Below are 14,549 nucleotides of genomic sequence, written 5' to 3' on the forward strand. Positions count from 1 at the left end.
ACCATGAACGCCACCATCTCTGCAGGCGATCTGAGGAAAATCGCCCAGGACTTCATCGGGAAAGGCCATACTCACCCGCTGGTGTTGGTTCACTCCAGCGAGGACCCAGGGGTTGGGGAGCAGCTCGGTCCCGAGAGTAAAACCGTGCATGTTCGGTACGCTGCAACTCCTTTAGCACTGCGCTACTTCGTGAAAGATTTCGCTGAAAAGCGTGAACAGAACTACGCATCGATCGTCGTTACGCCCTTGCGTGATGATCAAGTACCGCTTGATGTCGCCGATGCCTTAACCCGTCGCAACATTATTCGGGTGGATGGATCCTCTCGTCTGCGACAGCTTTTCAGTGCAACCCGCCAACGACGTGGAATCGTTGAGGATACACGCGATATTCAAGGGATAATTACCTTTCTCACCAGGGAAAGCGCACCTCCAGTGGAGGCCGCAGGTGCCGGACTGCTGGATCACCAACACGTCAACCGGCAGATCATCCGCTCTCTGATAGGTGGCGCGTATCCTACGAGCATCCGTGACATATTGTCATGGAGCCTCACTGATGGCGCGTCAGCGGTGTGGGCATACGCTGCGCATACCTTAAGCGAAGCGGTGCGCGAGGCTGCGATGTCGCAGCTTCAGCGTGACTTAGGTGATGCTGCAACGCTGGTGGCCACACTGCTTACCCAGCAGGGCCCTTCACGACTCGTAGAATTCGGGCTGATCGCGGAAATGGTAGTGCGTGCCGGGCAGTTCGGCGTTGCGGAACAATCGGACGCCGTGAACTTCCGCCACCTAGTTGGCTTGACCAGTACACCCGCCACAAAAGATTTGGAAAGGTGGGCAGACGCGGCGTGTGACGTAGCATCCAAGCTCGCCCGCCACAATGTCGCAGCGCAACGTGCCGTAACGGAAGCAGAGAGAACAGCGACGACTGAAGGTGCTTTTGACAATCCTCGGATACTCATCGGTTCAACAATGTGCCCAGGCGCATATCGGTTGCTGGCGGATTACGTGGCTTCCGGCCTCGATGATGCCCGTATAGGCCAGGGTATGGATTCGGTGCTGAGCCGGTATCAGCAGCTCACGCGGCATGTTAACGCCACCTTGGATGACCGGGACCGCCAAGCCAGCGAAGCTGCACTGCGGTTGCTGATCCATGCCAAGCGTGGCTTTGGCGAACAACCGCGGGACGTGGCCGGTTACCTCGAGAGCTACCGCGATGAGCTTAGCTGGTTCGATTCGGCAGTCAATCACGCGTGGGACGGTGGCAATCGCCCTGCGCTGACCGACGTGACGAGGGCAATCGCCGAAGATGGCCGGGAGCAGCGCGCAACGCTGAACCGCCAGGCGGCCGCGACGCTGTCCACGGCAGTCGCAACGGCACCCATCCCAGGTGGTGTCTTGGGTGTAGAAGACGTACTCGGAGCCATAGTAAAGCCACTGGTCACTGCGTCGCGGCCGGTGTTGGTCGTCGTTCTCGATGGTATGAACGCTGCGGCGGCCAACGATATCGTTTCGCACATCACCCAACAGCGGCTGTGGCAGGTAGCTCACCCAGATAGTGGCGCGCTACGCACCGCCGTGGCCACGTTGCCGACGGTGACTACGTTTTCCCGTACCAGTCTGCTCTCCGGTGCTCTGGTGGCTGGCACCCAACACGATGAGAAGAAGAACTTTACAGCGTGGTTTTCCGCAAACGTGCGAAGTGAGGTCCGTGCACAGCGTGCGGAGCTTTTCCATAAGGACGCTGTAGATGGGGCATTTGACACTGTGGTTGAAGCGGTACGAGATGTATCCGAGCGTCCCTTAGTCGGAGTGGTACTCAACACAATTGACGACGCCCTTGACAAGGACAAGCCCATGTCTCGCATCTGGACCATCGATTCGATATTCCGGCTCACATCGTTGCTGCACGAGGCTGCTGAGGCAGGCCGTGAAGTAGTACTAGTGTCAGACCACGGCCACATCGTTGAGCGGCACACTGCCGACCTGACCAATGTGGAAAGCAGCGTGAAGTCCGCCCGCTGGCGCGACACCACCGGTGACACAGCGAATGAGGGAGAGGTGTTTGTTCGTGGAAATCGCGTCCTAGCCCCCGGTGGCGAAGCCATCCTCGGCGTCGATGAAGATGTGCGCTACACCTCCAAAAAGGCGGGCTATCACGGTGGCCTTGCTCTGGAGGAGCTGGTAGTCCCCATCGTGCTACTCACGCGTTCCGACGCACTGGAAGACCACACCGTCTCCTATGACCTTGAGGTGCCTGTGTGGTGGGCTATTCCAGAGCCAGGATCAATACTTTCTGACTCGCGCACTGGCACGACTACGTCTCCTGCGCCGACGCAGAATACGGCCAGTAAGAGTGTCCCCGCTAATCAGCAAGCCCTTGATTTTGGTACTGCGAATGGGCCGATTACACCGTGGGCACGCTCACTTATTAAAGACAAATACTTCCGCGCGCGAACTCAAAGTGTTTCTGGTGTCACTCCCGATAAGGCCGGTGAGATGCTTTTCGCCATTGCTGATCACGTCGGGCGCATGCCAGTTGCCACATTCCGCGAGCGTTTCGGCATGAAGAACGTCATCGCCCGCGGCACTTTATCCAAGTTGCAACAGGTTGTTAACATGGACGGCGTAGAGGTCTTGTACATCGACGGCAATGACATTGTTCTCAACGCTAAGCTGTTATGCGAACAGTTTGGCATCAAAGAGTGGAACTAATGTCGCTCTCCCCTGCCCGCCGCTCGGCCATCATCGACGCTTTACGACGAGGAACCGTGCCCTCTGAAGGCCTTGATCAGCTGGCTGTTGGTCTAAACCACCTTGAAGACACCATCCAGGATGAGCTCGGACGTGTTGAGGCCGGTGGGGCCGTGTTTAAGGCCATCCGCGGCGAGTACGGCTCCGGTAAAACCTTCGCGTCCCGGTGGATTGAGCAGCTGGCGTTAGGCCGCGGTTTTGCGGTCGCTGAGATTCAAATCTCCGAGTTAGAAACCCCGCTACACAAACTAGAAACGGTGTACCGGCGAGCGACAGAAGAACTCAGGACGTCATCGTTTCCTCGGCAGGCCTTCCGCAACGTGCTGGATGCCTGGCTCTACCAGGTCGAAATGGATGCAGCTGAATCTGGCGCGAATGCCGAAAACCTGATGGAAGATCGATTAGATGCGGTAGCGACCGCTGCGCCAGTGTTCCCCTTAGCATTGCGAGGGTACCGCACTGCGGTTGAGGAAGATGATGTGGTTACTGCAGACGGATTGGCTGCCTGGTTGGGTGGACAACGCACCGTAGCGGCATCGATCAAACGCAAGGCAGGCGTGAAATCCGAGCTGGACCACTTCACCGCAATGGGGTTTTTCCGCGGCTTACTTGAAGTTCTGCGTGGCTCCGGACACAAAGGCTTGATCCTTGTGCTTGACGAGGTGGAGACTCTCCAACGGATGCGCTCCGACACCCGGGAAAAGGCACTCAATGCCCTTCGCCAATGGATTGACGAACTCGATAGTGGGCAGTATCCCGGAATGTACCTTCTGATCACAGGGACAACCGGATTCTTCGAGGGCAATGAGGGCATTAAACGGCTGCCGCCGTTAGATTCCCGAATCAGTGTTGACTTCAGTGGAAATCCACGCTGGGATAACCCTCGACTGCCCCAAATTCGGCTTCGATCCTTCAACTTGGACCGGCTGAAGGAAGTTGGATTCCGGGTACGCAACCTCTATGCAGAAGATTCGAGCCGCGTAGCCGAAGTTGTCGACGATGTCCTTGTCGGCGATCTCGCCTCGATGGTTGCTGGGGAGTTGGGTGGGCACGTAGGAATCGCGCCACGCCAGTTTCTCCGCACCCTCATTGACGTTATGGACCGGGTTGACCTACACCCAGATTTCGATCCGCGCCGAGACTACACCTTCACCATCCCTGAAGGTAGCCTCTCAGATGCGGAGCGCGCTGCAGCTCAAGGAAGCGTTGTGCCCAAGGTGGACCCAGACGAGATCGAGCTTTAGACAATGGCTGGCTACTACTCCCTCCACCCTGTACTCCAACATCACATCGTGTCCACGCTGGGTTGGCCAGGGCTGAGACCTCTGCAAGAAGCCACCGTCGAACCCCTCATCGCAGGTGAGGACGCTATTTTGCTGGCACCGACCGCAGGAGGAAAGACTGAGGCAGCATCATTTCCTATTCTCACTCGTATGGCTCAAGAGGAGTGGACTGGAGTCTCAGTGATCTACGTGTGCCCTTTGAAAGCCCTGCTAAACAACCTGGCCCCCCGCCTTTCAAAATACGCAGCGTGGCTTGGGCGCAGCGTGGCCGTCTGGCATGGCGATATCGGACAGTCCGAACGTAAACGGATTGTGCGTGAACGACCCGACATCCTTCTCACTACTCCAGAATCGCTGGAATCCATGATGGTGTCTCGCGGGGTTGACGACAGCGAACTCTTTCACGGACTAAACGCTGTGATCATCGACGAGGTCCATGCCTTCGCCGGCGACGATCGAGGCTGGCACCTCTCAGCCGTCTTGTCTCGCTTGGAAGCGTCTGTTGGTAGGCCCCTGCAGCGCATCGGCATGTCCGCAACCGTCGGAAACCCCGAGACCCTTCTGGACTGGTTGCAAGGCGGCCACACCAACAGGGTGGGCTCAGTGATAGCTCCCGGCATGACGATCGGAGGCACGCCAGCCCCCGCTGACCTCATCGTTGACTACGTCGAGGACCTCAACAAAGTGGCAAAGCTGTTGTCGCTGCTCCACGCGGGCGAGAAGAGACTCGTTTTCGTCGATTCGCGCCGCCGAGCAGAGGAGCTTGCTGCAGCTCTCCGCGAAAAGAAACAAACTGTATTCTTATCACATTCGTCGTTAAGCGCCGGCGAAAGGAAACGCTCCGAACAAGCCTTTGCCGAAGCGCGCAACTGCTTCATCGTGGCCACCTCAACCCTCGAACTTGGTATTGACGTTGGCGACCTCGACAGAGTCATTCAAATCGGGACCCCGCGCACCGTTTCGTCCTTCCTCCAACGACTGGGCCGCACCGGTCGCCGCTCTGGGTCAACCCGTAACTGCTTGTTCATTGCTACCGATGATGACGAGCTACTGGCAACACTTGGAATGCTCTCAGCATGGTCAACTGGTTATGTCGAGCCGGTGACCCCGCCACCCGCGCCTCGTCATTTGGCTGTGCAGCAGTTTCTCGCAGCAGCTCTACATCGAGGGGCAATAATTAGGAATGACTGGCCTACTCTGTGGGCCTCAACACCGCTGATGTCCGAGGTCTCCCTCGAAATGGATGCAGACCAGATCTTGGACTATTTGGTCAACGAGGGTTTCCTGGAGGTCGATGGCCCGTACGCCTTTATTGGAGAGAACGCGGAGGCAAACTTTGGCAGGCGGCATTTCATGGAACTGTTGTCGGCCTTCTCGACGAGCCCTATCTTCACAGTGTATGAAGGGCGCAGGGAAATCGGGACAGTGGAAGATCGGATTTTAGCTGCCACCGAGGACAATGCCGTTCTAGTCCTAGCGCTGGCTGGACGTAATTGGCTGGTCAACAACATCGACTGGCGCCGCCGCCGCGTCTATGTCGAGCCTGCGGAACAAAAAGGAATTGCAAAATGGGGCTTCCTCGGCCCAACTTTCGGTGAAGCAGTCGCGCAAGGAATGAGATCCGTCGTGTTAGGCGTTGTTCCAGACGGGGTCACACTAACCGGAAGAGCAACCGAGGCGCTAGCCTCCGTACGAGCCTACTTCCGTCCTACAGTTTCAGAGACCGGACCAGTGTTTGTCGAAACCGACGAAGGCTTCGAATGGTTCACCTGGGCAGGAGGGGCGAACAACAGTGCCTATATCGCAGCCTTTGGTGCTGGGCTGGGCCCGCAGCTTGCAGATCCTTCGCAGCGGGTGAATCACGCGTCGGTACGTTTGCTACCTGGTGTCCAGCCTGCTGAGGCGCAGGCGCGGGTTTCGGAGTGGGAAAAGATCCCCGTTCCTGAGCGGCCCTTGCCATCGGTCAGTATTGATGCTCTGCGAGGGTTGAAATTCTCCGCGGCGTTGCCGATGTCATGGGCGGCGCATACAATGGGGCGCCGGTTGGTCACGGAGTAGGTCCTATTGTCGGGACGAGTTGGGTTCACAGCAAGAAGTAATAGAAATCAAGGCAAATGCCTAGGAACAAACCCCAGGACACTTCAACATGTTCAATGGCACAATGCCCAACCATTCCATACCCATACCTCATGACAAACGCAGTCTGAAGTCTAGGAGTACGCAGAAGTGTCTCACTACCTCTCACGCCGAGGGACTCGGTGCCAACCGTGAAACCAACATCTACCCCAGGCACTAACGGAAAAGTCATCCTCGGATTTAAACGCATTGCTTTAAAGTGCAATGATCACCCTTAGTGTGCTTTTCCTCGCCGTAAAAGGAAGTTTAGCCTGCGGTTTCTACGCAGATTTCTCTCCGCCACTAGCCAAACCACCAGATCTGTGACACACTGGTCATCAGTCGCGGTTTTATTGCACAGTGTTTATTGGTTTATTCGCTCGCAGGTAATTTTTACGCGGGCTCCGGTTTGAAAAGCTTTAAGCACACTGTTGCAGAGGTTTTTGAAAGTCGTGGAGTTCAAACGACTCGCAGTAGAAGTTAATCATGCTTCTGCTCGTAGTAACACCTCAAAGAAACAAAGGTATTTTTATGACACAGGGTACTGTGAAATGGTTCAACGGCGACAAGGGCTTCGGCTTCATCGCTCCTAACGACGGAACCGAAGACGTGTTCGTTCACTTCTCCGAAATCCAGGGTGGCGGTTACCGCAACCTGAAAGAAGGCCAGCAGGTCGAATTCGAGATCGGCGAAAGCGCCAAGGGCCCACAGGCACAGCAGGTCCTAGCTATCTAAGCTAACCCGCTACCAAGAACTAACCGCTACACCATTTGGTGTGGCGGTCTTTTCGTTCGACAGCGAAGGCGACTACTCGCAAGATACATTTCAAAGTACATTGCATTTTCGTTTCAATTCATTGCAGTGCAATATACATTGCAATGTACTTCCAGGACTCGCCGCGGGAGCAGCTGCAAAAGCTCGCGAGCGAATCCATCGTGCAGTTCAACTCGGAGCAGTAGAAATCGAGTCCATTAATGGGAAAGATGCGGTTGCATGTGTCATTCCCCCGCAGCCCTCAGACTTACGCCCGTTTCGTGTTGGAGAATTTGGCCCGGCCTTGACTCGGTCCGGAGAAGGGGACTACAAGCTCGGTGAACAGGAAGAACTGTACCTAGTTAGTCAACGCACACAACCAGGGATCATGACGAGCTTCTAGTTCGGACAAACGTCGTCGACCACAAAACGGGCTTCCCAACCGTTGCCGCGCTCTATGCGATGGGCGTTCGTCCGCAACAGTTTCTTCCCCCTGGAAAACCAAGGCACCGTCGCAACAGATAAGGATCCCTCAGATGGACGAATTGTTCGGTGCTTCATTTGTCCGCAGGAGCAGAAATGTCAATCTTGACGTACTCGTTTGTGCTGATTCTGAACAAGACAGCATCGGAATTCACCGGGACGGCAATGAACGCGTGGCCTTCGACGGACTTTCCAGGAAACTCTTTCATGAGTTGAACAATGTTTTCCCCGCCCTGGCAATCAATCGATTCAACCGCCGGCCCAAGTTGTCCTGCAGTTGACTCCATCCAAGGGTTCGAATCAAAAGGGGAGACGAATGTCGAGTCTGCGGACTGGGGCATCGTGGCATTCAAGTGCAAAGAGACGAACCGGGGCGCTGCTATACCGTCCGGAGTCACGCATCGCGCATTGGGATCAATATCGACAAGCCGAACCGTCATGCATGTGTTGTCATCCGTCTCAGAACAGGGCACCTCGATGAGGTCGCCCTTCTTGTACAGCTTTTCGGCGATCGTGGGTGCAGAGGACGTGGTGCTCGGTGTCGTCAGCTCAGGCTGGATATGAAACGACTTTGCAGGCGTACACGCATACAGCCCCGCTGAAAGAAGTACGGCCGTAGCGAGGGACAGCAGACGTTTCATGACAAGCTTTCTACAGGAAAATATTTACTACTTAACGCGTCAACCTATAATCTAGTCGAGTTGGTGTCCCGAGACTCGTCGATAAGCAATTATTTTTCAAAGACGATGATAAGCCCGTCGGTTCCGCCTGGTCCAATCCGCCCTTTGACACTGGCGGAGGTCATTGATTTGTACTTCCAGCCGTCCTTGGCGTGATCGTTGAGGATCTTTTCCAGTTTTTTCGCGTTGATTTTGTCGCCGACTAGGCCCTCGCGCACTTCGACGACTTTGTATTCTGGGTGATTGTCCATGCATCCCAGGATACCTCGCGGCGTTGGTTCGGACTGGCTGCGAAATCTATTGAGTCGCGTTCAGTAAGCCCTAGATCGAGTCGCGGGGGAGCTGCTCCCAGGTGAGATCTAGCCCAAGGGGCTCGAGAATTTCAAAGGCCTCGGTTGTACCGGCGGCGATCCCGTCGGCAACGTGCTGACCGCCCGAGGTGATGTCGACGATGACCTTGGTTTCATTCCACTGGATTTCTTTGACCATCCATCCGTCGCGGCCGCGTACGCGGAGATCATCCATCGGGAGATCGTCGAACCAGGTCATCACGCCTTGGCGCGCGCTATCTCCAGTGACGGTCATGCGCACTGTGGCCGATGAGCCGTCATTACCCGGAGCGTCAGTTGCTAGCCAGGCGTAGTCCACTTCATAGGGCTTGGTCATGGCCCCTACGATAATCGTCCGGCGCTAAGGCTGCGACCGGCGTTGGCTCAAACTTTAGTTGTATAGTGGCGGGTATGTTGCGACCGTTCCTGATTGCCGTGGGCATCCTCTCGCTGGCCCTCGGCGCATTGGGGATTGTGTTGCCGATCCTGCCGACCACGCCGTTTCTGCTGCTGAGTACCTATTGCTTTGCCCGCAGCTCCACGCGGCTTCACACATATCTGGTGAACCATCGTGTGTTCGGTACGTACATCGCCAACTACTACAACGGCACCATGACTCTGGGGCACAAAGTGCGCACGCTGGCATTGCTGTGGGTGGGCATTCTGGTTTCGGCGTGGCTGATCGGGAAGACCATCACGTGGATCATCCTGCCGCTTATCGCCGTGGGGGTCACGATTCACATTGTCACCCTGGCACCGCGGCCACAGAAGACTCCGGTAGTGGTGGGTGCCGTGGAGGATGACGCGCTGAGGTGAACCATTCCTGGAGACAGTTGACCCCGGGGGATAGACCAGCCCAGGTGGTCGTCGATAAGCGGATAGCTATGGGCGCTCGGCGATCTTCGAGTTCAGCCACTCCTCGGGAACACCCAGGCCTTCGACGATGTCCTCGACGTTGTCGGTGAGCTCCTTGCTCAATCGCTCCACGATGGCGGTGAGCGTGCGGGAGCGGGCGCCATCGAACTGGCCGCGCTCCAGGAACCATGCGCGGTGCCCGCGGATGGTGGTGAGCGCGTAGAGGTCGCAAAGCTTGATCAACAGGTCGCGGGCGGGGCCTTCGGGGGTTTCGCTGATGCCGTCGATGAACGCCTCGAGGACGATGCGGTCCATGTGCGCCTTCGCTGCGGCGATCAAGTGGTTCTGGCATGCGTTGAAGCCTTCGAATTGTTCCTCTTTAGGCAGTTTCAGCACGTCACGCATGCGCATGCCTAGAGCTTCGACGATGCGTTTTTCACGAAACTCCAGCATTTCCACCTGCCAGCCGCGAGCAAGCAGTACCTCGTCGCCCTTTTTGCGTTGTGCCAGCGTGATCAGGCGATCGATGGTGGACGGGGCGGTGGTACGTTCAATGAGGCGATTGCCGACGAGTGATGCAGAACGGCGTGCAGCTTCCAACATATCTAAGTCTTTCCAGCTCGATTGAAACTCGGCGAGCAGCGCGCGACCGACCAATTGGAAAAGCACGGTGTTGTCGCCTTCGAAGGTGGCGAAGACGTCGGCATCCCCACGCAATGTGGTCAGACCGTTTTCGGACATGTAACCATATCCGCCGCAGGCTTCGCGACACATCTGCAGGGTGTCGTTGGCCCAGCGGGTTTGCACGGCCTTGAGTCCGGCGGCGCGGGACTCGAGCTCGCGGGTGGTTTTCTCGTCGGCACCGTCGCGGACTTCCTGGAAGTGCCTGGTGAGACGGTTTTGGGCAAATCCGAAGGCGTAGGCCTGGGCAAGCGCCGGCATGAGCTTCTTTTGGTGCGCCTGGTACTCCATGATGGTCACTGGTTCGCCGGTGGTTTTAGAGAATTGAGTTCGACTCAATGCGTGGCGTGCGGCAATGGTAAGTCCTCGTCGTGCCGCGGACGATGCTGCTCCGCCGACGGAAATGCGACCGCGGACCAAGGTGGACAAGGTGGTGTAGAAACGCTTGCCGGGGTGCTCAATCGGGGAGTGGTAGTTGCCGTCGTCGTCAACTGTGCCATAGCGGTTCAGCAAGTTTCCGCGCGGAACACGCACGTGATCAAAGGCGATTGTTCCGTTATCCACGCCCAGCAAGCCGCCCTTCAAGCCGTGATCGCCCAGAGTGACGCCAGCGAGTGCGTTGCCGGACTCGTCGCGAATGGGCACGATGATGCAGTGCACACCGTGGTCTTCGCCGCCGACCATGAGTTTGCCGAAGATCGCAGCCAACTGGCCGTGCTCGGCGGCGTTGCCGATATATGCCTTGCGGGCATCCTCGTTGGGGGTGTGGATTTCGAACTCGTCTGCGTCGGGGATGTAGGTGATCGTGGTTTCTAGACTCTGTACATCGGAGCCACGTCCTAGCTCGGTCATGCCGTAGCAGCCGGGGACCTCCATGTTGAGCACACCGGGCATCCACTTCTGTTTCTGTTCGTCGTTACCTAGATTCATGATGGCACCGCCGAACAGGCCCTGTTGCACGCCACTTTTCACGGTGAGGGAGAGGTCGCCCATTGCGAGTACCTCAAAGGCGGCGATGGAGTAGGACAATGGTTGGTCGTCGCCAAAGCCTTCTGGGATGCCTACCTTGCTGTAGCCAATTTCGGAAAGCTTGTACAGGCTATCGAGCGCCCACTGGCGAGCTTCCGCCATCGTTTGATCGTGGGGGCGGACAACGATATCCGGGGTCAATGCCGTGCGGAAGTGTTGCTTGATCTGGTGGTACTCGCCGTCGAGGGCGTTGCGCAGGGCTGGTCCGTGCATAGACATGGTGGTCTCCTTGTTCGTGGTTCTAAGTTTTCCGTTGAGAGTGTTGGGACAGGTATGGGGTGAAAATCTCGTTCAGCGTGGAAATGATGTCCTCCTTGGGTTTTCTGCGTCCGGTAACGATCCATCGATCAGTAGTCGCCCAGATCGCGCCGACGATGGCTTGAGCTGTGATGTCGGCACTGTCGTCGAAACCGTGCTGTTCCAAAAGTTGTGCGAGCCGTTCGGCGATCTGTGCCGTCAAGGTGACCACCGGGTCGCTGTCCGCAGTAGCGATGGCGGCATCGGGAGTGGTGGTGACAAAGGCGTAGATCTCGGGATCGCGATCGACCAAGGTCAGGTACGTGTCGGCGAGGTCGGTAACCAGCTGGGGAAGTGGTGTGCCCGGGCTCGGCTCCAGTGGCAGGTTGCGGTAGATGTAGTTGACCGTGCGGGCGACAACACCGGACCATAACCCGGCGCGATCGGTGAAATGCCGGTAGTAGACGGCCTTGGATGTGCCCGCTACCTCAGCGATTTCTTCCATGCGCACGCCGGCGCCGTACTTGCGAATGGCGCGCACGGTATCCGTAAGGAGCTGCTCCTTCTTCGCTTTGCGGTGTTTTTCCCAGCGAGTGGAGCGACCATCTTTGTGGGCTGCGGTACTTTTCATGAAACTCAGGGTATCAGAAACTTTCGGTATAGTGTAGTCTAGATCACATAAACCTTATGTAAACCCTCATTGCGAAAAGGAAACACCATGTCAGACACCCTAAGGAACCCCGTGATCGTTGGGGGAAACCGAACCCCCTTCGCTAAGTCCGGGACCGCATACGCCGCTGCGTCGACCCAGCAACTGCTCACAGCCGCACTTGACGGACTTGTTGCACGCTACGGACTCGCCGGCGAAAAAATCGACGAAGTCGCAGCCGGCGCGGTGATGAAGCATTCTAAAGACTTCAACCTCACCCGCGAATCCGTCCTAGGCACCGCGCTTGACCCTCACACCCCAGCCGTCGACCTGACCCAAGCCTGCGCAACCAGCTTGGAGGCAGTGATCTACCTTTCAAACAAGATCCGCCTCGGCCAGGCCACCACCGCAATCGCCGGGGGAGTGGACTCCACCTCCGACGCCCCCATCGCCGTGTCCGAAGGGCTGCGCAAGGTGCTGCTGCAGCTCAGCCGCGAACGCACCACGCAGGGCAAATTCAAGGCGCTGGCTAAGCTCCGCCCGCAACACCTGGTGCCTAGCCCGCCTTCGTCGGGCGAGCCACGCACCGGCAAGTCCATGGGTGCCTCGCAGGCCGTCACCACCGAGGCGTGGGGCATTAGCCGCGAGGCCCAGGACGAGGTCGCGTACAACAGCCATCAGCGCCTAGCCAAAGCCTGGGACAGTGGCTTCTTCGACGACCTAGTCACCCCTTTCAATGGCTTGACCAGGGATAACGTTCTTCGCCCGGAAACAACTCTGGAGAAGCTCGCCAGCCTCAAACCAGTCTTCGGCAACACCATGACCGCCGGTAACTCGACCGCACTGACCGACGGCGCTGCCACGGTTCTTCTCGCCGAAGAGGACACCGCCCGCGCCCGTGGCTGGCAGCCACTGGCTCGCTTCGTCGACGCGCAGGTCGCAGCGGTTGACTTCGTCGAAGGTAATCCGCGCACCGACGGCCTGCTCATGGCACCGGCCTACGCCATCCCTGAGCTGCTCGAACGCAACGGACTGACCCCGCAGGACTTTGAGATCTTCGAGTTCCACGAGGCCTTCGCCGGCACAGTCTTAAGTCACCTGAAGGCCCTCGAAGCGCAAGGCATCACCATCCCAACTGAACGCATCAACCCCGACGGCTCGTCGCTCGCCGCAGGTCACCCGTTCGCCGCCACCGGTGCACGTATCGTCGCAAGCCTGGCCAAGCGCCTGCACGAAAAAGGCCCAGGCACCCGCGGCATGGTGTCGATCTGTGCCGCAGGTGGGCAGGGAGTCGTCGCAATCTTGGAGGCAGTATCATGAACATCCTCGAATCCATCCTGACCTCGGGCCCCGGCCGCCTAGCCACCAAGCAGCTGGGACTCAAAGAACCACCGAAACTACGTCGCGGCGATGTCCTGCCCGCCGGCAAGATCGTGCTCGCCGCCGGCTCGTCGACACTTGCGCAGCGCACACTCCAACACGTCGGTCTATCCGGCATCGCCCCGCTTCTCGACGATCCCTCCACCCGCACCGTCGACGACAAGGGCAAGCAACGAGTCATTTCTTATGACAACAACCCCGGCGCGATCGTCATCGATGCCACCGATATGACCCGCCTCGACGACCTGGAAAAGATCCGCGCCGTGCTGCGTCCCGGCATGCGTGACTTGGAGAAATCCGGCCGCGTCATCCTTGTTGGCCCACACCCGGCGGATGCTGTGGATCATGAGGCGCGCGCCGTCGCTGAGGCTCTCGATGGGCTCATGCGAACCGTAGCCAAGGAACTCCGCGCTGGCTCCACAGCCAATCTCATCCGTGTTCGCCCGGATGTTGCGCCTGTCGATCTGGCTTCCACCATGAACTTCCTGATCAGCGGACGCTCCGCGTTTGTCTCCGGTCAGACGTGGGTCGTCGGGCCTGCGGCGGTTGACATTGCCGATGAGTCCCGGCCTTTCGAGGATCGCGTGGTCGTCGTCACCGGCGCCGCCCGCGGGATCGGGGAGGCCATCGCGCGTACCTTCGCCCACGACGGCGCGACGGTTGTCGTCGTTGACCTGCCCGCGGCAGGGGAGTCGTTGGCGCGGGTCGCCGTGGAGATCGGTGGATCCGCGCTCCAACTGGACATCACGTCTCCGGGTGCCGCGGCGACGATCACCAAACATATCCGGTCCGTCCACGGCGACGGCGCCAACCTGTGGGCCATCATCCACAATGCAGGCATCACCCGCGACAAAATGCTCGCCAACCTGGATGAAGTGATGTGGAAGCAAGTCATCGACATCAACCTCAAGGCCGAAATGGCCATCAACGAGGATCTTCTGACAGGCGATCTTGCCGGCGGGTTTAACGGCGGGGGCCGAATCATCGGCGTGTCGTCGACAAGCGGAATTGCCGGAAACAAAGGACAAACCAACTACGCCGCGAGTAAAGCAGGTGTGATCGGCTACACCGAATCGCTTGCCGACGAACTCGCGGGTCACGGGATCACGGCCAACGCTGTCGCGCCCGGATTCATCGAGACTGACATGACCGCCGAGATCCCATACATCAACCGCGAGATCTTCCGACGCGTCAATAGCCTGAGCCAGGGTGGCCGCCCTGTCGACGTCGCCGAAACCATCGCGTACCTTGCGCGACCGGCTTCGGGTGGTGTCACCGGACAAACCATCCGGGTGTGCGGACAAAACCTGGTGGGGAAGTAGGA

12 protein-coding genes are annotated in these 14,549 nt (G+C 58.0%); 7 read left to right on the top strand and 5 right to left on the bottom strand.

The features are described from left to right. Positions 1-3 precede the first annotated feature (3 nt). From pglZ to QP027_RS11270, 4 genes are all read left to right on the top strand, one after another. The gene (gene pglZ, locus QP027_RS11255; protein WP_284824884.1) at positions 4-2,712 is read left to right on the top strand and encodes a BREX-2 system phosphatase PglZ; all 2,709 of its coding nucleotides are present in this window, start codon (positions 4-6) and stop codon (positions 2,710-2,712) included. After that, complete coding sequence (gene brxD / locus QP027_RS11260) at positions 2,712-3,995, top strand: BREX system ATP-binding protein BrxD (RefSeq protein WP_284824886.1); 1,284 nt, start codon at positions 2,712-2,714, stop codon at positions 3,993-3,995. Before pglZ ends, brxD begins: the two co-directional genes overlap by 1 nt. A gap of 48 nt (positions 3,996-4,043) precedes the next feature. Further along, the gene (locus tag QP027_RS11265; protein ID WP_284824888.1) at positions 4,044-6,092 is read left to right on the top strand and encodes a DEAD/DEAH box helicase; all 2,049 of its coding nucleotides are present in this window, start codon (positions 4,044-4,046) and stop codon (positions 6,090-6,092) included. A gap of 588 nt (positions 6,093-6,680) precedes the next feature. Beyond that, positions 6,681-6,884, top strand: a complete 204-nt coding sequence (locus QP027_RS11270) for a cold-shock protein (RefSeq protein ID WP_284824890.1) — start codon at positions 6,681-6,683, stop codon at positions 6,882-6,884. 575 nt (positions 6,885-7,459) lie between these two features. Here the strand turns inward: QP027_RS11270 and QP027_RS11275 are convergent. From QP027_RS11275 to QP027_RS11285, 3 genes are all read right to left on the bottom strand, one after another. Further along, complete coding sequence (locus QP027_RS11275; protein ID WP_284824891.1) at positions 7,460-8,026, bottom strand: hypothetical protein; 567 nt, start codon at positions 8,024-8,026, stop codon at positions 7,460-7,462. Between the two features lie 89 nt (positions 8,027-8,115). Continuing rightward, entirely contained in the window at positions 8,116-8,316 is a 201-nt protein-coding gene (locus QP027_RS11280; protein ID WP_284824893.1) for a DUF4177 domain-containing protein, read from the bottom strand. Between the two features lie 70 nt (positions 8,317-8,386). Then, a complete protein-coding gene (locus QP027_RS11285; RefSeq protein ID WP_284824895.1) occupies positions 8,387-8,731 on the bottom strand; it encodes a hypothetical protein in 345 nt (114 codons plus the stop codon). Between the two features lie 74 nt (positions 8,732-8,805). Between QP027_RS11285 and QP027_RS11290 the strand changes: the two genes are divergently transcribed. Then, positions 8,806-9,210, top strand: a complete 405-nt coding sequence (locus tag QP027_RS11290; RefSeq protein ID WP_284824897.1) for a YbaN family protein — start codon at positions 8,806-8,808, stop codon at positions 9,208-9,210. 66 nt (positions 9,211-9,276) lie between these two features. Here QP027_RS11290 and QP027_RS11295 read toward each other — a convergent pair whose 3' ends face one another. After that, a complete protein-coding gene (locus QP027_RS11295; RefSeq protein WP_284824899.1) occupies positions 9,277-11,178 on the bottom strand; it encodes an acyl-CoA dehydrogenase family protein in 1,902 nt (633 codons plus the stop codon). A gap of 22 nt (positions 11,179-11,200) precedes the next feature. Then, the gene (locus QP027_RS11300) at positions 11,201-11,827 is read right to left on the bottom strand and encodes a TetR/AcrR family transcriptional regulator (protein WP_284824901.1); all 627 of its coding nucleotides are present in this window, start codon (positions 11,825-11,827) and stop codon (positions 11,201-11,203) included. Between the two features lie 87 nt (positions 11,828-11,914). On the opposite strand from QP027_RS11300, the gene QP027_RS11305 reads away from it, so the two are divergent. Beyond that, a complete protein-coding gene (locus QP027_RS11305) occupies positions 11,915-13,165 on the top strand; it encodes an acetyl-CoA C-acetyltransferase (RefSeq protein ID WP_284824903.1) in 1,251 nt (416 codons plus the stop codon). Further along, positions 13,162-14,547 (top strand): 3-oxoacyl-ACP reductase, encoded by a 1,386-nt coding sequence (locus QP027_RS11310; RefSeq protein ID WP_284824905.1) that lies wholly within the window; start codon positions 13,162-13,164, stop codon positions 14,545-14,547. The genes QP027_RS11305 and QP027_RS11310 overlap by 4 nt, the downstream gene beginning before the upstream one ends. The last annotated feature ends 2 nt before the right edge of the window (positions 14,548-14,549 follow it).

It is taken from the genome of Corynebacterium breve (genome assembly GCF_030252165.1).
Classification (GTDB): Bacteria; Actinomycetota; Actinomycetes; order Mycobacteriales; family Mycobacteriaceae; genus Corynebacterium; species Corynebacterium breve.